This is a genomic window from Arcticibacterium sp. (assembly GCF_055134445.1).
In genome coordinates, this window is the sequence record NZ_JBSRVI010000097.1 from 1 (window position 1) to 18,178 (window position 18,178).

19 protein-coding genes and 1 pseudogene are annotated in these 18,178 nt (G+C 36.8%); 9 read left to right on the forward strand and 11 right to left on the reverse strand.

All coding sequences use genetic code 11. The annotated features are described in order from the left end of the window. Window positions 1–202 precede the first annotated feature (202 nt). The gene (locus ACTBZY_RS12690) at window positions 203–658 is read right to left on the reverse strand and encodes an N-acetyltransferase family protein (RefSeq protein ID WP_463046704.1); all 456 of its coding nucleotides are present in this window, start codon (window positions 656–658) and stop codon (window positions 203–205) included. A gap of 98 nt (window positions 659–756) precedes the next feature. Beyond that, on the reverse strand, window positions 757–2,250 hold the full coding sequence (locus ACTBZY_RS12695; protein ID WP_463046705.1) for a peptide MFS transporter: 1,494 nt from the start codon (window positions 2,248–2,250) through the stop codon (window positions 757–759). Between the two features lie 223 nt (window positions 2,251–2,473). On the opposite strand from ACTBZY_RS12695, the gene ACTBZY_RS12700 reads away from it, so the two are divergent. From ACTBZY_RS12700 to ACTBZY_RS12720, 5 genes are all read left to right on the forward strand, one after another. Next, window positions 2,474–2,842: a BlaI/MecI/CopY family transcriptional regulator gene (locus ACTBZY_RS12700; protein ID WP_463046706.1), complete on the forward strand. Its 369-nt coding sequence runs from the start codon at window positions 2,474–2,476 to the stop codon at window positions 2,840–2,842. Window positions 2,843–2,910: 68 nt separating this feature from the next. Continuing rightward, complete coding sequence (locus ACTBZY_RS12705; RefSeq protein WP_463046707.1) at window positions 2,911–4,086, forward strand: M56 family metallopeptidase; 1,176 nt, start codon at window positions 2,911–2,913, stop codon at window positions 4,084–4,086. A gap of 174 nt (window positions 4,087–4,260) precedes the next feature. Further along, window positions 4,261–4,845, forward strand: a complete 585-nt coding sequence (locus tag ACTBZY_RS12710) for a DinB family protein (RefSeq protein WP_463046708.1) — start codon at window positions 4,261–4,263, stop codon at window positions 4,843–4,845. A gap of 24 nt (window positions 4,846–4,869) precedes the next feature. After that, on the forward strand, window positions 4,870–5,325 hold the full coding sequence (locus ACTBZY_RS12715; RefSeq protein WP_463046709.1) for a GNAT family N-acetyltransferase: 456 nt from the start codon (window positions 4,870–4,872) through the stop codon (window positions 5,323–5,325). A gap of 60 nt (window positions 5,326–5,385) precedes the next feature. Further along, window positions 5,386–6,021, forward strand: coding sequence for a peptidoglycan DD-metalloendopeptidase family protein (locus ACTBZY_RS12720; protein ID WP_463046710.1), 636 nt, complete (start codon window positions 5,386–5,388; stop codon window positions 6,019–6,021). Here ACTBZY_RS12720 and ACTBZY_RS12725 read toward each other — a convergent pair. From ACTBZY_RS12725 to ACTBZY_RS12735, 3 genes and pseudogenes are all read right to left on the reverse strand, one after another. Continuing rightward, the gene (locus ACTBZY_RS12725) at window positions 5,994–6,746 is read right to left on the reverse strand and encodes an SDR family oxidoreductase (RefSeq protein ID WP_463046711.1); all 753 of its coding nucleotides are present in this window, start codon (window positions 6,744–6,746) and stop codon (window positions 5,994–5,996) included. The genes ACTBZY_RS12720 and ACTBZY_RS12725 overlap by 28 nt on opposite strands. Next, window positions 6,733–6,981: pseudogene (locus ACTBZY_RS12730) on the reverse strand (darcynin family protein); the annotation flags it as partial. The gene ACTBZY_RS12725 and the pseudogene ACTBZY_RS12730, both read right to left, overlap by 14 nt. A gap of 141 nt (window positions 6,982–7,122) precedes the next feature. After that, window positions 7,123–7,698, reverse strand: coding sequence for a Crp/Fnr family transcriptional regulator (locus tag ACTBZY_RS12735; protein ID WP_463046712.1), 576 nt, complete (start codon window positions 7,696–7,698; stop codon window positions 7,123–7,125). Window positions 7,699–7,864: 166 nt separating this feature from the next. Between ACTBZY_RS12735 and ACTBZY_RS12740 the strand changes: the two genes are divergently transcribed. Further along, the gene (locus tag ACTBZY_RS12740; protein WP_463046713.1) at window positions 7,865–8,659 is read left to right on the forward strand and encodes a DUF6503 family protein; all 795 of its coding nucleotides are present in this window, start codon (window positions 7,865–7,867) and stop codon (window positions 8,657–8,659) included. 73 nt (window positions 8,660–8,732) lie between these two features. On the opposite strand, the gene ACTBZY_RS12745 is transcribed toward ACTBZY_RS12740, so the two are convergent. Then, window positions 8,733–10,073, reverse strand: coding sequence for an ABC transporter permease (locus tag ACTBZY_RS12745; protein WP_463046714.1), 1,341 nt, complete (start codon window positions 10,071–10,073; stop codon window positions 8,733–8,735). Between the two features lie 10 nt (window positions 10,074–10,083). Beyond that, on the reverse strand, window positions 10,084–10,998 hold the full coding sequence (locus ACTBZY_RS12750; RefSeq protein ID WP_463046715.1) for an ABC transporter ATP-binding protein: 915 nt from the start codon (window positions 10,996–10,998) through the stop codon (window positions 10,084–10,086). Between the two features lie 183 nt (window positions 10,999–11,181). Between ACTBZY_RS12750 and ACTBZY_RS12755 the strand changes: the two genes are divergently transcribed. After that, window positions 11,182–11,508, forward strand: a complete 327-nt coding sequence (locus ACTBZY_RS12755) for a LytR/AlgR family response regulator transcription factor (protein ID WP_463046716.1) — start codon at window positions 11,182–11,184, stop codon at window positions 11,506–11,508. 84 nt (window positions 11,509–11,592) lie between these two features. Here the strand turns inward: ACTBZY_RS12755 and ACTBZY_RS12760 are convergent, their stop codons facing one another. From ACTBZY_RS12760 to ACTBZY_RS12775, 4 genes are all read right to left on the reverse strand, one after another. Then, window positions 11,593–12,876: a citrate synthase gene (locus ACTBZY_RS12760; RefSeq protein ID WP_463046717.1), complete on the reverse strand. Its 1,284-nt coding sequence runs from the start codon at window positions 12,874–12,876 to the stop codon at window positions 11,593–11,595. A gap of 199 nt (window positions 12,877–13,075) precedes the next feature. Beyond that, the gene (locus ACTBZY_RS12765) at window positions 13,076–14,560 is read right to left on the reverse strand and encodes a M28 family metallopeptidase (RefSeq protein ID WP_463046718.1); all 1,485 of its coding nucleotides are present in this window, start codon (window positions 14,558–14,560) and stop codon (window positions 13,076–13,078) included. A gap of 13 nt (window positions 14,561–14,573) precedes the next feature. Beyond that, complete coding sequence (locus ACTBZY_RS12770; RefSeq protein WP_463046719.1) at window positions 14,574–14,822, reverse strand: DUF3820 family protein; 249 nt, start codon at window positions 14,820–14,822, stop codon at window positions 14,574–14,576. Between the two features lie 121 nt (window positions 14,823–14,943). Further along, entirely contained in the window at window positions 14,944–15,975 is a 1,032-nt protein-coding gene (locus ACTBZY_RS12775) for an RluA family pseudouridine synthase (protein ID WP_463046720.1), read from the reverse strand. Between the two features lie 38 nt (window positions 15,976–16,013). On the opposite strand from ACTBZY_RS12775, the gene ACTBZY_RS12780 reads away from it, so the two are divergent. Continuing rightward, a complete protein-coding gene (locus ACTBZY_RS12780; protein WP_463046721.1) occupies window positions 16,014–16,910 on the forward strand; it encodes a 1-aminocyclopropane-1-carboxylate deaminase/D-cysteine desulfhydrase in 897 nt (298 codons plus the stop codon). A gap of 140 nt (window positions 16,911–17,050) precedes the next feature. Beyond that, window positions 17,051–17,800 (forward strand): hypothetical protein, encoded by a 750-nt coding sequence (locus tag ACTBZY_RS12785; RefSeq protein ID WP_463046722.1) that lies wholly within the window; start codon window positions 17,051–17,053, stop codon window positions 17,798–17,800. The last annotated feature ends 378 nt before the right edge of the window (window positions 17,801–18,178 follow it).

Sequence of the window (18,178 nt, forward strand, 5' to 3'; positions counted from 1 at the left end):
GTTTCATTGGACTTCCATATTGAAATTCCTTCATCAAAGATTCCTTTTGAGTATAAGGAATTTGAGCCATGGCCACCGAGCTTACAAAAAACAAAAGAAGGTTAAGCTTTTTCATTGGCAGATAGTTTTCTTTCATAAATCAACCCAAACTCCTTATATAAAGCAAATTATTTAACATTTTAAAGGAAACATCTAAGCCATGTTACCTCTTAAAATCCAAATGACAATTCACCCATTCTTCGTCAAACTTGGCTCCGTACTTTTCATAGAAACCAATAGCAGATTTATTCCAATCCAGCACTTGCCACATCATTCCTGTACAACCCTCTTTCTTCCCTTTTTCTATGGTGGCATCAAATAATGATTTACCACCACCGTGGCCTCTAAAAGACTCCTTAATAACGATGTCCTCCAAGTAGATCCGCTTTCCTTTCCATGTTGAATATCTATAATAATAGATAGAGATACCTATAATCTCCTTCTCCGTCTCAGCCACAAATGCCCCAAAAATAGGATTTGGACCAAAACCATCTTTAAGCATTTCTTCCTCTGTATTGCTTACTTCTTCCAGAGCTTTTTCGTAAACGGCCAGCTCTTTTACAAGTGCCATCATGGCCGTCACATCATCTTTTTGAGCTTCTCTAACTGTAATATTCATTTGAAATCTAAATGTTTAAAAGGCAAAATAGGATAACAGTTTATACCATTATCCTATCCTTAACGCCATAAATAAATCTATTAAAACGGTATGTTGTTTTACTTCACGCCACCCATAAGTCGGGTAATTGGCTTAGAAAGCAATAAAATAATAACACCTATAATAAGCGACGACCAAACCACCATCATATATAATTCTGGCATTTGAGCTAAGTTTTCTTCATCAAAACCTCCTGTAAAAAGCCCACCAATCAGATTCCCCATGGAAGTGGCCACAAACCATATCCCCATCAGCTGACTCATAAACTTCTTTGGTGCTAGTTTGGTAAAAGCACTTAAACCTACCGGACTTAAGCATAACTCACCAATGGTGTGAAAGAAGAAAGTCAGCGTTAAAAACATGGCTGATGCTTTTGCTCCCGTTACGGCCACTTTAGAACCCAAAACCATGACATAAAAACCAAGAGCCAAGAATAAAAGGGCCGTTCCAAATTTAGCGGGAGTGGAATAATTGATATTTTTCTTATCAAACCATATCCATAATGCTCCTAAAACAGGTGCAAACATTAGAATGAAAATGGCATTGAAATTCTGAAACCAACTAGATGGCATACCAAATGGCAGTTCTGAATGCCTATCGGCAAAAATCTGTAAAGTAGAACCTTGCTGCTCAAAACCTGCCCAGAAAGTAACGGCACCGATAAACAATACCACCAATACGGCCACCCTTTTCTGCTCCACTTTATTTAAGCCTGAAGCATAAATCATGTTTAAGAAATAAAACGGCAATAAAGTAGCTATAATGATACCTATAGACTGAACAACCTCCGATTTACCCGTCCAAATGAAAGTGCCATTGCTTGCAAAGAAAACCATCAAAGCAACAAAAATAGCTATAAAAGTATATGTTAGTTTAATATTGCCGGCTTTCACATGGTTACCGTCCAAGCCTACACTGCTTTCTTTCACTTTGACTTCCATACCTAGGTTTTTCAAATATTTGGTTCCAAATATCTTATAAACAACTAGTCCTAAAAACATGGCCACGGCGGCAGCTCCAAAACCATAATGCCAACCTACTTTTTGACCTAAATAACCCACAATGGTAATTCCTAAGAAAGAACCTAGGTTAATACCCATATAGAATATAGAGAATGCAGCATCTCTTCTTCCTCCACCTTCTGGGTAAAGCTCACCTACGATGGTACTAATGTTTGGTTTTAAAAGACCCGTACCAAAAGCCACTACTGCTAAGCCTAAAAAGAAAATAGGCTGCCCAGCCGGAAAAGCCAAGACAATATGACCAATCATAATGGTAAGACCACCATACCAAATAGCCCTCCTCTGACCTATTAAATTATCTGCAACCCAACCTCCTGGTAAAGACAGCAAATAAACAGATGCGGTATAAAGACCATAAACAGCACCACTATCTCCTGTATCTAATCCCAGACCACCATTTATGGAGTCTAGCAAGAATAAAAGAAGAATGGCACGCATACCGTAGTAGCTGAATCGCTCCCACATCTCTGTAAAAAACAGGACATAAAGTCCCATCGGTTGCCCGAAAAGAGTTTTCTCGTTTGAATTCATATAAAATAGGCTTAGTTTTTTAGTTTGTATTTGGTCAAAAATAGTAAAAAATATATCGATATTAACTTAGCCATCCGTCAAACCTATCGACAGCAGATGATTAGACCATATTATAATGGCTTCAAAATATTAAAACACAAAAACACCAAGATAACTAATTTATTAGTTTGTAAACTAATGAATTAGTTCTATCTTCGAATATCGATATAAAAAAACACGTGAAATGGAATTAAGAGATTTAACAAAAGCGGAAGAAGAAATAATGCAGGAACTCTGGACACTAGAGAAGGCCTTTGTAAAAGATATTATCGAAAGGTTACCCACTCCAAAACCTGCTTATAACACGGTATCTACCATTGTAAGGATTCTTGAGCAAAAGGGTTTTGTGGACCATGTAGCCTACGGAAAAACCTATGAATATTTTCCATTGGTAAGTAAAAACCAATACCGAAAATTTGCGTCTAATAAACTCATGTCGAGTTATTTTAATGGCAGTGTAGGTCAAATGGTGTCTTATTTTGTGGAAGAACAAAAAATTGACATTAAAGAGGCGGATGCCATCATGAAATTGATTGAAAAGATGAAAGATTAGATGAATTGACAGTAATAACCAGGCATTTCATTATAAAAAATGCCTCACACTGAAATAATACTAAACTTATGAACTGGATTAATTATCTCCTTCAGGTAAATTTATACCTTATTATCACCTTCGCATTCTATTGGTTTGTACTTAGAAAAGAAACCTTTTATAATGCCAATAGGGCTTACCTGATGATGGCTTCCATTTTATCGTTTGGAGTACCTTTCTTACAAATGGGCATCATTCAATCATGGTCATTGACAGAACAAGTCTCCACCGCAGTGGCTGTCATTCCATTACAAGAGTTTACCATTGACAACCTTTCAGAAAGCCCTACATGGAACTGGAATTTACTATTGGCTAGTATTTATTTCTTCGGATTTGGCTTTGGTTTATTGCGTTTTAGTATTGGTCTTTTTAAGCTTCAGCAGCTTTTCCGCATTAAGAATCTAGAAGGACAGGCCTTCTCTGTTTTTGGAAAGATATTTATTGATAAGAACTTAGAAAACTACCAAACCATAAAAAATCATGAAGAGGTGCACAGCAGGGCATATCACTCTTTGGATGTCTTCTGGTTTGAGCTTTTAGGGGTGATTTGCTGGTTTAATCCAGTAGCTCATTTCATGCAAAAAGAAATTAAGTTGGTACACGAGTATTTGGCAGATGAACAAGCTGCTCAAATATTAGGCTCTAAAAAAGCCTATGCACAGATTCTGGTGGGTTCTCATTTTAAAACCAATACGAATGTACTTATTAATAACTTTTTTAATCAGTCTATCTTAAAAACGCGACTACAAATGCTCACTAAAGAAAAGTCGAGGACAACGGCTTTACTAAAGTACGGGTTAATTGCACCCTTATTTATGGGTATGATGGTTTTGGCTGCTGCCTGCGTAGATAACGACTCAGAACTTCAGCCTACCACCGCAGGTGAAATATTCACAGCGGTAGAAGAAAATCCCGAGTTCCCCGGTGGAGTCAGTGAACTTTACAAGTTTATTAATTCTGAAATTCGGTACCCAGCCGCGGCACAAAGGGCCAAAGTTGAAGGACGAGTTTTTGTAAAGTTCGTAGTAAGAAAAGATGGGTCGATTGGAGACTATTCGATACTTAAGGGTTTAGGTTACGGCACAGATGAAGAGGTCCTAAGAATACTGGATACTATGCCAACATGGAAGCCTGGGTTCCAAAGCGGGAAGCCAGTAAATGTTTACTTCACCATGCCCATATTCTTTCAATTAGAATCTGAATAGCAGAAATTATCCTTATTAAACACACCCGTTAACATCAAAAAAAGAGCCCAATACTTGCAAAGTGTTAGGCTCTTTTGCTTTGGCACAGATAATTTTCGGCAGCTCACCGCTACTTTCTAAAGAATTCAAGCAACTATTGAAAAAGATAAAATGTCCTTACCCAAACACTTAAAAATGAAAAAACTTCTCCTTCTAATCTTTTGCATTTCCTACTTTAACAGCATGTCACAAAAGACAGATTATTTCTATCAAATTCCAGATGCTCCAGAAAGCTATTCTAGCAGTCACCTCTTAGCTCGAATGATTGATGGTCTTGGCTTTAGATATTATTGGGCCACCTTTGGACTAGAGCAAAAAGATTTAGAATATAGCCCAGATGGCGACAAGAGAAGAAGTACCCTAGAAACTCTAAATCACATATATGATTTAACAGATATGACGAGAAACGCCATATTGGGTGTTTCTACTAATTCCTCAAAGCGTATAACGCCAAATAACTTTGAAGAATTAAGAACTAAAACACTCTTCAAACTAGAAGAAGCCTCAAAATATTTAAGAGGACATGAACTAGACCCTGAAAATCAAAAGTTAGTTTTTGAAAGTGCTAAAGGTAATTCTGAAAGCCCATTTTGGAATATCATTAATGGCCCTATAGAAGATGCCCTCTGGCATATAGGACAAGTAGTAAGCTTTAGAAGAACGTCAGGAAACCCACTCCCATCAGGTATAGATGTACTAAGAGGAACTAAAAGAGACTAAATACATTCTTCAAAATCTACCGATATGCTGAAAATCATAAGTCTTAACGACGAAAACAAACATCATTTCAAAGACCTGAATGTGGCTTGGTTAGAAAAGTATTTCTACTTAGAGCCTTCAGATATCACTCAGCTCAATAATCCTGAAACCGAAATTTTGGAAAAGGGCGGTTACGTCTTTTTAGCCAGCTATCAAGACAAAATAGCTGGTACGGTTTCTTTATTAAGAATCAACGACACCACCTACGAGTTAGGTAAAATGGCGGTTTATGAAAGTTTCCAAGGCAAAGGAATTGGAAAACAATTGCTTTTACATGCCATCACTCATGCGGAGATTTTAAGAGCACAAAAACTTATTATTTATACCAATTCTATCTTAAAGTCTGCTATTTCTCTTTATATAAAAGCAGGCTTCGAGCAGGTGGATTTAGGCAACAGCCAGTATGCTAGGTCCGATATTAAAATGCAGAAATTCCTTTAAGTTTTAAATACTTATTCTGAATCTTTGTAATCAAATTTAAATGGGTTCCTTTTTAGAAATATGTACGCTAGCATTACGCCTTTCGACCTTAAGCCTGGTCAATACCTCCAACTGGACTTTACCAAAGAAAACAAAGCATTAGAAACGATAAACTTTGAAGATATAGAAGCCTTTAATACATACGTTTCTGACAAATTAAAGCAAGCTAATGTTAAAGTAGGCCTCGGTGGCTGGTTGGAAAACAGAGTGGTCTATAATCAAAAAAGTCACTTTCAAGGTGACAAACAGCGTTCACATCATTTAGGTGTCGATATCTGGATGGATGCTTATACCCCTCTTTTTTGCCCAGAAAACTGTACTATTCACAGCTTCAAAAACAATGCTCAAAATGGTGATTATGGTCCTACCATTATTTTAAGGTCTATGGCTACTAAAACCTTCTACCTTTTTGGGCATCTTTCCTTAGCATCGTTAGAAGGACTAAAAAACCGAAAAGTGATAAGAAAAGGAGAGCATTTTGCAGAAGTTGGCTCTTTTCCAGAAAACGGCAACTGGCCGCCGCACGTACACTTTCAGGTGATGAATACCATGGAAGGTCATGTGGGAGATTTCCCCGGGGTGTGTTCAGAAAGTGATTTAGAACACTATAAATCCGTTTGTCTTAATCCTTATCCCTTTTTAGGACTAGATTTATAATTAGTTTTCATTATTCTATCAGCTATGCTCGGGCTGATCCTATTGATTAGTCTGAGCAGTTTTACTTTGCCAACGCTAATCTCGTAATTATCGTTTTCAAAGCTCTTGAAAAATGTATTTACCAAAGACTCTGGCGAAATCTTCCCAGTCCCTCTCCCAGCAGTCATTTGTGTGTCTACAAGTGGTGGAATTAGTTCAAAAAGCTTTGTCTTCCTTAATTGATATCGAAACGATAGACTAAAAATATGTAAACCCGCCTTTGAAGCACAGTAAACTGCAGCATTTGCCTTTGGCACAATCCCCAAGACTGAACTTACATTTACAATAGCAGAGTTTTCATTCGACTCTAATACTGGCAACAAAGCTGTAATCAGATGGATAGGCGTTAAAAGATTGATACGAAACTCTTCTTCAATCTTGCTTGGCAGATCACTTTCTTCTAAAAAACTATAGTTATGCTGTATCCCAGCATTATTGACTAAGATATTTAAGTCCGGATGCTCTCTCTTCATAAAAGTGACTAAAGTTGCCATCGCTTCAAGCTGAGTTAAATCAGATTGATAAATTATAAGCTTAGGATGCTCCTTTTGTACACTTTTTAAGCCGTCTAAATTCCTAGCTACTATGATGACTTCATTCTCTAAAGCCAAAAACTTTTGAGCCATGGCTAGACCAATTCCTTTACTACCACCCGTTATTAGAACCTTGTTTTTACTTAGCTTCATTTTCTTCAAAATTTTTAAACCCATTTTCAAGACCCATGATTATATCATTTAATACAATATAAGGTTTACCAAAAAGGCTGGTATCTCTAAGATGTTCCATGAAATAATAGTAGTCGTTTAGCTCCGCAGACTCTATAATGATAAAATCGGAGGTTTCGGCATGAAACGCTTCACTATCAAAAAAACGAACATGTAGCTTTTTGCTAAATTTATTTAGCAAAAGAGCTATTTCCTTTTCAACTACGTCTGCTCATTCTTCTCGGGTAAGGCTAAGCCAAAGATGAGAGGCTCTGTATAAAATCAGAATGGTAAATGTCTTTTTCATGCTGCAATATCGAGTCTTGATATTTGCTGCACATTTACATATGTAAAGAAATCACCGCTTTCGCCTAATTCTACTTAACTGAGTGGGGGTAATACCTAAATAAGAGGCAATATGATATTGAGGAATTTGTTGTTCTAAATGGGAAAATTGCTTTTGGAAAATAACGTATCTTTCATCAGCATCTAAGAGTACAATTTCAAGCTCACGCTGCTCTTTTTGAACAAAAAAATACTCCGCCAGCTTTCTCGACATCCTTTCTAAGTCAGGGTGATTATCGTACAAATCTGTCAGTTTAATATAATCTGCTACCCAAATCTCACAATCTGTTAGTGCTTCCTGAATAATTTGATTTGGCTGGCCAGAAATAAAAGAAGCGTAACCGCCAATAAAACAGGGTTCATGAAAAAAGTGTTTGTTATATTCTTTACCGTCTGCAGTTCTATAAAATGCTCGTAGAATTCCAGATTTCAGAAATCCCATTTCTCTGGCATAAACGCCTGCTTCAATGAAAACCTCTCCTTTTTTCAAATGCTTCTGCTTAAAAAGTTTTTCAAACGCCTTTTGGGTCTCAGCAGATATAGGCGAGATATGATGAATAAACTGAAACAATGATTCTAAATCGGACATTTTGAGTTTAAATCTGCCTATTTACTAATTTAATCGATGTGAATATAATAGTTTCCAAATATTAATTATCAGAAAAACAAGATTCGGATACAAAAGTCATTCTTAGCAAATCCTTTGACATAAATATACCGTTCTTATTCTTTTACCAATTTATTCCTAAAACCAAATGTTAACTTCAATCAAATACGTCTTATTTTCAATATTCACGCTTGCCATATTGTCTTGTCAAAATAAACAAACGCAAGAAAAAAACCTTAGTCCAGAAGAAATAAAAGGACAAGAACTATTAGACAAAACCGTTGCAGCTCATGGTGGTCTTGATACTTGGAACAGCTTTGAAGGCTTATCATATAACTTACTAAATAGTGGTAAGTCGCTATATCAAATTACGCAGCTACAGGATAGACGAACATACACTAAAGCCGAAGACTTCGAAATTGGTTTTGATGGAAAAGTTGCTTGGTCTCTTCCAAACGCAGAAAAAGTACCCGGTAAATCGGCAGCCTTTTACTATAACCTAGATTTTTACTTTGTGGCTATTCCTTTTGTTTTAAAAGATAATGGTGTCCATGTATTTTACGATGGAGAAACCACCATAAATGAAAAAGCATACGAAACACTGAAAGTTACTTTTGGTTCTGAAATAGGATTAACTCCAGAAGATGTTTACTATTTATACATAGACCCTAGCACTTCACTTTTAGAGATTTTGACTTATTCCGTATCATTTTTCGACAAAGAAAATGCTGGAATAAATAGTGCGAAAATTTACTCCGATTATCAGAGCATTAATGGTATTATGATGCCTGGTAGCATGCGAAATTTCGCATGGAAAGATGGGGCGATGGGTGAAGAGAACACCAATTATAAACGAATATTCTCTGATTTTAAATTCCTGAAGTCTATTCCTGATACAAAAGTATTTGAAGTGCCAGAAGGAGGCGTTATGGAGAGCATATAACTAACAAATAGTGACATTATAGAAAAAGGCGAATCCATGGTTCGCCTTTTTCTTTCCTATTAAATAAGCTTTTCTAGCCCTTATAAAAAATCCATTTAGAAAGTTCTTTCCACGTCACCTTTTTTCCATACATCAAAATGCCTATACGGTAAATTCTAGATGCCAACCAGGTTGTAAAAATAAAGCCACCAATTAACAAGGAAATAGAGAGTACGATTTGCCATACTGGCACCCCAAAAGGAATCCTTACCATCATTATAATAGGTGAAGTGAAAGGTACCATGGAACCCCAAAATGCCAATGGACCGTGTGGGTCTTTAATAACAAACTGAGCCATAATAAAGGCCGCAATGATGGGTAGAGTGATAGGAAGCACAAACTGCTGCGTGTCCGTTTCTCCATCTACTGCTGAACCCACAGCTCCAAAAAGTGAACTATAAAGCAAATACCCCCCTAAAAAATAGAATAAAAAAGAAACGACTATTGTTCCTATTGGCAATGCTTCAATGGCCTGCATCACATCTGGCAATGCTCCGTTAATACCAACTCCACTCTGCATTTGGGCTTCTGCTGCCTCTCTGGCTTCTGGTGGCAAATTTTGCATCTGTGCTGCACTAATATTAGAAACCTCTTGCATTTTAGGTGCTAGCACTTTTCCTGCTACAGACATTAAGGCTATGACAAAAATAATCCAAAGCGTAAACTGGGTTAAACCCACAAGAGCCACCCCTATAATTTTACCTATCATAAGTTGAAAAGGCTTTACAGAGGAAATAATAACTTCCACTATTCTGCTGGTTTTCTCTTCCATTACGCCTCTCATCACCTGCACGCCATAAATAAAAATAGACATATAAATTAAAAAAGCCGTAATAAAACCAATGGCCGTAGCTCCACCCGAACTGCTTGTTTTCTCTTCTCCTTCTTGAATACTGATGGTTTCAGAATTAACGTTTATTTTAGAATCTTTGAGCACCGATCTTGCGATTCCAGCCTCCGAAAGTTTGATGTTTTCTATTTCCCTTTCAATACTGTTTTCTATTTTGCTTTGCAGATCCAAAGACACGCCATTTTCCGCAAAAATCTTCACACCATTTGGATGATCCATGATGTTTTCCGGAATAAAAACAAGTGCATCTGTTCCTTCTTTTGCGAAATTGCTTTTGGCATCGTTTAAGTCCCTATCACTAAAAGAGAATTCATACTCTTTGGTGGTCTCTATTTTATCTATAAACAGCCCACTGTCATCTATTACTGCAATTTTCTTTAATTCAGTTCCACTAATAATCGCAAAAAATATAGCCGCATACATACCCATTATCAACACTGGTACCAAAACCGTGAGCAGTATGAAACTCTTCTTTTTAACGCGAGTTAAATATTCTCTTTCTATAATTAGTAAAATGTTTTTCATGTCTTATAAATTATGCTTTTTCACCGTTTACCGCTGCTATAAAAATGTCGTTCATTGAAGGTATCTTTTCATTAAAACCTTTCAGCTCCACTTGCTCCATAAGTGTTTTAATCATGTCGTTAGTACCCACGCCTTCATTAAGCCTCACCTGCCCTTTCATGATGCCATTCTCTCCTTCCTGTGTATTCAAAATTGAAAAGACCTGCTCATTGGCGTTTAATATTCCTTCAAATTCAATTTCAAAAGTATTCGTCTTAAAGGCTTCTTTCAATTCTGCTTTAGAGCCATCTAAAATCTTTTTAGACTTATTGATCAGAGCCACATTATCACAAAGCTCCTCCACAGACTCCATTCTATGCGTAGAAAAGATAATAGTGCTGCCATTGGCTTTTAATTCCAAAATCTCATCCTTGATAATATTGGCATTAATGGGGTCAAAACCACTGAAAGGTTCGTCAAGAATAAGTAGTTTAGGCTTATGAAGGACGGTGGCTACAAATTGAATTTTCTGCTGCATCCCCTTCGATAAATCTTCCACCGGTTTATCCCACCAAGTCTTTATATCGAATTTGATAAACCATTCTTTCAATTTCTCCATGGCTTCGGCCTTTGACAATCCTTTAAGCCTAGCCAGGTAAATCAGGTGCTCTCCTACTTTCATCTTTTTGTAAAGACCACGTTCTTCTGGCAAATAACCGATGTCATAAATGTGCTTTTGACTGAGATGCTCCCCATCTATCAAAACATCACCAGCGTCTGGTGCTGTAATTTGATTGATTATTCTAATTAAGGAGGTTTTGCCTGCTCCATTTGGCCCCAATAGACCAAAAATTATTCCTTGAGGGACAGATATACTTACATCGTCTAAAGCACGGTGGCTGGCATAATTCTTAACGATATGCCGAATTTCTAAAATATTACTCACTGAATTTTCTGATTTTTCTACTCAAAAGTAAGCAAGCTTTATCATCTAATTAATCAAATAGGATAAAAGGGTGAAATTCAATTTAATTGGGTTTATTTTAAATTATTTCTTTGATACTTCCAACCATTCCAGAAGTTCGCGGGTCATCTATAAGACTTTCAACCATAAATTTTCCATAACTACATGAAAACAGAAATACGATTAATCGGAAAAAGGCATGTAAGCCCAAGTGAAATTGTGCTTCTTAAAGCAGATGCCAATTATACTGAGGTTTCTATGGAGGATGGAGAGCAGATTATCATTTCCAAAACACTCAAGGAAATGGAGAAAACGTTTACTAAATTTTCATTTTTCAGAACACACAAATCTTATATGGTAAACTTAGACCATATATCCAGCATTCAATTGAATGGGGGCGTAAAAATGGTTAGACTTATAAATAACCTAAACGCGGAGATAAGCAGAAGAAGAAAAGATGCCTTCTTAGACGCGGTTCGTTCAAGAGCTTAAATCTTAAAACTACTCGATCCTTAAAAAGCAAAAAGAGAGTGACCATTTGGCCACTCTCTTTTGCTTTATATCCATATGGGAATATTATCTGTTCTCAATATCCACAAAGGCTCTTTCTTTTTCTCCCGTGTATATTTGACGTGGGCGACCAATAGGCTCACCGTTTTCACGTAATTCTTTCCACTGGGCAATCCAACCTGGAAGACGACCAATAGCAAACATCACAGTAAACATGTTGGTAGGGATTCCTAAGGCTCTGTAAATAATTCCAGAATAGAAATCTACATTTGGATAAAGCTTTCTCGAGATGAAATATTCATCATTAAGAGCCGCTTCCTCCAAACCTCTCGCTATTTCTAAAATAGGATCATCAATTCCTAAAGCTTCTAAAACTTCATCCGCAGCCTTTTTGATAATTCTTGCTCTTGGGTCAAAGTTTTTATATACTCTATGACCAAAACCCATCAATCTAAACGGGTCGTTTTTATCTTTAGCTTTATTCAGATACTTCTCAACTCCCCCACCATCTTCTTTAATGGATTCTAACATCTCAATCACCGCTTGGTTTGCACCGCCATGAAGAGGTCCCCAAAGTGCTGAAATACCAGCAGAAATAGAAGAATATAAATTCGCTTGAGAAGAACCTACCAATCTTACTGTAGAAGTAGAGCAATTTTGCTCGTGGTCTGCATGAAGAATCAATAGTTTGTTCAATGCACTCGATACAATCGGATTTACCGTGTAATCTTCCACTGGAAGTCCAAACATCATTTGAAGGAAGTTTGAGCAATAATCCAGTTTATTCTTTGGGTAATTGATAGGATGCCCCTGAGACTTTTTATAACACCAAGTAGCCAAAGTTGGCATTTTCGCCATTAATCTAATAATATGAAGGTCTATATCCTTTTCAGTGTCTTTATTATAAGACTCTGGATAAAAACCACTCATGGCACTTACCAATGAAGACATAACACCCATAGGGTGTGCATTCACAGGAAAACCATCAAATATTTTTCTCATGTCCTCATTCACCATGGTATGGCGAGTGATGTCATTCACAAACTTATCGTATTGTGCTTTATTTGGTAATTCACCGTATATCAATAAATAAGAAACTCCTAAGAAATCAGCCTTATCTGCCAACTCTTCAATAGAATATCCTCTATATCTTAAGATACCTTTTTCACCATCTAAAAAAGTAATGGCAGAAGTGGTAGCTCCCGTGTTTTTATAACCTGGGTCGATAGTAATATATCCAGATTGTCCTCTTAATTTCGAAATGTCAATAGCACTCTCTTCTTCAGTACCAGTATATATTGGAAATTCGTATTCTTTGCCTCCTAGTGTCAGCTTAGCAGTTTCGGCCATTATGGGTTTCTCTTTATAAAATAATGAATTCGATAATCTTTAAATCAGGCTGCGAATTTAGTGAAAAAACACTATAATTTGAAGCCAAAACAAAATTTGTATTACATAAATAATAGATTTTTAGGACAAAAAAAGGAAGACTACAGCAGATATTTAGGAAACCTCTATAAATCCTTTAAATTCCTTAATATTTACAAATCTACTTCCGATATAGTTCGTTTGCAGCGGATTCATATTTATCGCCTTTTATCCATTGAGGAGCTGTTTTTTTATTAGCAATTAACCTCGCTGCAAAAGCATAAGCTTGACAAAATTTTGTGCAATAAGCAAAGTCCAAACTTTCAGCTTCATCGGCTTCCTTATGATAATATTTGGCAATTTCATCGTCAAAAGAAGTAAACCCTGGAGAAAAAGAAGGAGCGGGTATACCCTTTGCCGCTAATCTTACATTATCTGACCTATCAAAAAGGCCTAATTCAGGTGTAGGGTCATCAATAAGCGATAAACCCAAGGCCTCCACGGCTGTGTTGATTTCAGCTTCGGCACCCGTTCTAGCGATACCTATTCCTGTAATCTTTGTTTTATCATTATATCCTGCACCATCAATGTTTAAATTGAAAACACATTGATTTAATGGCACCAATGGGTTCTCAGCATAATAACCACTTCCCCTTAATCCTATTTCTTCTCCTGTATAAGCAATAAACAAAACCGAGCGTTTTGCTGGCTTAGTAGCCAAACTCTGAGCTGCGGATAACAAACCCGCTACACCTATGGCATTGTCTCTAGCTCCATTGAAAATCCAATCGTCTGGTAAATCCTCCCCTTCGTGAAAGCCTATATGGTCATAATGGGCACTGAGAACCACATATTCCTTTTTCAATTCGGGGTCTGAGCCTTCTACTAATCCTATAACATTTTGGCTAGAAGCCGACTTCTTAATAATGGCATCCGTATTAATGTCTATCAAGTCTACTACACTCTTTGATATTTTCTTTGCAGTTTCTGCTGAAATCAAAAACCTTGTAAACTCATTGCTATCTTCTTCTTTTAAACTAATGCTACCGTCTCCAAAGTTTTGAACCAAAACTCCCCATGGTATTGGGGCATTAAAGATCTCAATGAGAGCCACTGCTCCTTTTTCTTTGGCTATTTTCTCCTTTCTTTTAGATGCAGCCATCATCTCTCTAAAGCCTTTCGTTTCTGGTGTTCCTATCTGCACAACCACAACCTTACCTTTAACGTCCACATCCTTATAATCATCATAGGTGCCATCTTCAGCAACCCAGCCATAGCCTAAATGTTCCTTTTCAAGACCTTTTTGATGAATTCCTCCACCGTTCATTAAGAGAAAATCTTCACTGGCTCTTAAGACCGCAGCACCTGCTTTAATTTCCGCAGTTTCTGGCTGATAGGTCATCTCAAATGGTACAGTCTGATAAAAAGAGCCTGCATTGATGGCCGACATGCCATAGCTTCTGAATTCTTCTGCAATATATCTGGCAGCTGAATTGTTTCCTGCATGTCCTGTTTTTCTCCCCATGAGCTCATCGGAAGCTAAAAATCTAATGTGTTTTTCTACAAGAGAAGATTGTAGTTTAGACTCGGGTACCTTTTTGAATTTCTGGCCATAAGCCAATCCGCTAAAAAGGCATAGCGATAAAAGAATTACGCTTTTTTTCATGATTATAATGACCTCATTTGGTGGCCAACTTTTTTAATTTCCAAATTATTTCTTCCAGACCATTGCTTTTTATCTCTAAAGTAGTTGCCATAAGCATTCCCAGTTTTCCTTCTGGAAAGCCATCTTTTCTCATAAACCACTCTAAATAAGACACTGGTAAATCTGCAATCAAAACACCCTTATATTTACCAAAAGGCATTCTCATCTTTACTATTTCTAATAATAGTTTCTTGTCAAACTGGGGTTGGTTGTATGGTTCCATTCCTAAATTTCATATGGCTAAATGATCCTAAAATAATGAAAAACAATTATCAGTTGGACTTCCAGAGAAATCAGACTCATAATTGTTTTTATAAATATAGCCAAGAAGAAATATTTCCTCTTTAGTTATGCTGTACGTAATGGTCCCATTTTGCAATAAGCTCCACCAAATCGTCCGGTAATTCTGAATCAAACTGCATCCATTCACCAGACTCAGGATGTTTAAATCCAAGAGATTTGGCATGTAGTGCCTGACGTGGCATTATTTTCATGCAATTGTCTACAAACTGCTTATACTTGGTAAACATATTCCCTCTCAAGGGCTTATCGCCACCGTAAGTCACGTCACCAAAAAGCGGATGACCTATAAATTTCATATGAGCTCTAATTTGATGCGTACGCCCCGTTTCTAGGTTACATTTAATCAAACTCACATATCTCATTCTTCTTATCACCTCATAATGCGTGATAGCCACCCTTCCGTGATCACCCTCTGGAAAGACTTCAGAAATTCTTCTGTCTTTAAAACCTCTACCCAGATTAGCATTTATCGTTCCTTTATCTTCTTCTGGTTCTCCCCACACCATACAGTAGTAGGTTCGTTCTGTACTATGGTCGGCAAACTGTTTCGCCAAATATTGCATGGCATATTCTGTCTTAGCAATCACCAATAGGCCTGTTGTTCCTTTATCAATCCTATGAACCAAACCTGGTCTAATGACACCGTTTTTGGAAGTTGGTAAGTTATCAAAATGATAAACCAAGGCATTTACAAGCGTTCCATCCCAGTTATTATACCCTGGGTGAACCACCATATCCGCATCTTTATTGACTATCAAAAGGCTATCGTCCTCATAAGTAATATTTAGAGGAATGTTTTCTGGCAATACCTCTGAAGGTTCTTTAGGTGGTTTTGCCAAAGAAATAATAACATTGTCGCCGGGTTTAATTTTATAACTGGCTTTTACAATGCTACCATTAACTTTTATAGACTCGCTATCTATAGCGTGTTGTATCTTAGTTCTAGAACTATTGGTATGGTGCCCAATAAATTTATCAACCCTCATTGGCGTCTGGCCTGGGTCTGCGGTTAGATTGAGATGTTCGAACAACTCATCGTCTTCCTGATCGTCTTCTATATGTATGTCTTCCAAAAAGCTTTAATTTTAGGTCGCAAGTTACCGCTTTAAAATTGGTTTTTGAAAAACACATTCTTAGTCCTACGCCATTACAAAAAATTGAAAGCACTCTTTTTTTAGAAAAGGGCCTTGAAGTTTGGGTAAAAAGGGACGAATTATGCCATCCTGAGCTCTCTGGCAACAAATATAGAAAACTGAAATACAACCTCTTAGCCGCTAGAAAACAAAAAAAAGATACTTTAATAAGTTTTGGCGGAGCGTATTCCAATCACATTTATGCATTAGCTGCTGCTGCCAAACTTTTCAATTTTAAGTCGGAAGCTATCATTAGAGGTGATGAACTGAATGAAAATTCTAGTCCTACTTTAGCTTTTGCTGCAAAATCTGGCATGAAACTGCATTTTGTCACCAGAACAGCTTATAGGGATAAAGCGGAGTTAATGGAGAAATTCATATCCCAAAATCACTTTTTCTTACCTGAAGGGGGAAGTAATGCTTTGGCATTACCGGGCTGCTCAGAAATATTGAATGAAATTTTAACAGAAATAGAACCTACACATTTTTGTTTAGCCGCAGGCACAGGAGGCACAGCCGCTGGAGTTCTTTCAAATAAAACGTACAAAGGCCATATCTATGGTTTTCCTGTTCTTAAAAATGGTGGTTTCCTAAAAACCGACATTGAAAACCTGTTAGGCAAACATCCAGAAAACTTAAGCTTTTTCGAGTCCTATCATTTTGGTGGATATGGAAAGCACACCAATGTTTTACGCAATTTCATTAAAGACTTTGAATCTAAATTCCATATCCAACTTGAACAAGTTTACACTGCCAAACTTTGCTTCGGTGTTTTTGACTTGATAGAAAAGGGACATTTCCAGAAAGATTCTAAAATAGTCATATACCATTCCGGAGGGCTTCAAGGGAGATTAAGTAGCCTATTAAATACCTAGATAAACCTTTTCATCAGAGGGTATTATAACTTTCATATTAAGCCAGCTAGTTGCTTCGTAAAGCCATGTTTACTTACGATATATAGGATATTTTTATTATTTTCGTTAGAACATAAATACCCTGTCGAAAACTTTTTAACATGAAAAAAATCTACATCGCCGTACTATTTTTACTAGGTCCATGTTTGGCATTTAGCCAAAATAGCAATGCCGCCTATTTTATGGATAAAGTAAACTCTGCTTCTACCGGTTCCAGAATAGAAGTCAATGCCGAAGGAGATACCATTTTAGTTTCAGAATACCATACTAGAAATGTGAAATTAAATAGCTCACAATCTTTTGAGAGATATTATATGGGAACGCCCTATTTAAATAATGGCTGGTTTAAGGGTAAAGTAGTATTACCGGGCAGTGAACCCGTAGAAGGGCTTATGGCATATGATCTGGTGCGTAGTAGTGTGTATTACTCAAAAAATGCCAATTCAAACGCGGTAGAATTGAAGCCCACCGAATTCATTATTAATGGACATAGTTTCTCAAACTATAAAGAAGAATTTCAAGGAGCGGGAGATTACTATTATGAAACCTTGGTACATACCCAACCCATGCTTCTTAAACAATATGATTGTAATTATTCTGTGAGTAAATCTGACGTAGACAACGGTTATGGCTCTGCTAAAGCGAATCTTTATGAAGGGGTATATGAAAAAAAGGAGAAGTTCTACGTAGTGGTGGGTAACAAATTAATCTTAGTTACAAAAAGAAAGTCTTTTCTAAAATCCTTAGAAAATTTTAGCAAAGCAGCTATGCACAAGGTTACATCCGAAAAATTAAATATGAAGATAGAGAAAGATATAGTGACTCTAATTAAACATTTAGGTGCTCAATAATGCATGCTTGCTTCAGTACAATATCACACAGAATTAATTAATCTTTTGCTGCTTTTTTGGAGGGATTTCGCTCCTTAGGAGCTACTAGGCCTTTACAATCTAACTAACCTTAAACTAACGATAAGCCGTTCACTTTAATGGCTACAAGAAGAAGATGCTCTATAATGCATAAAGCATCTTCAGAATAATTATTTATAAAATGTATTGACTGAGGTCTTTATTCTTAATTAAACCAGAAAGTCTTTCCGTTACTCCTGAGTTTGACAGCTAAATGAGTTAAATATCTGATATACAGGTATATGCAAAAATAGCTTCGCACCACACTTTTCTTTTAATATGCTCTACTATAGATAGTTATGAATTTCCGATTTTGGTAGC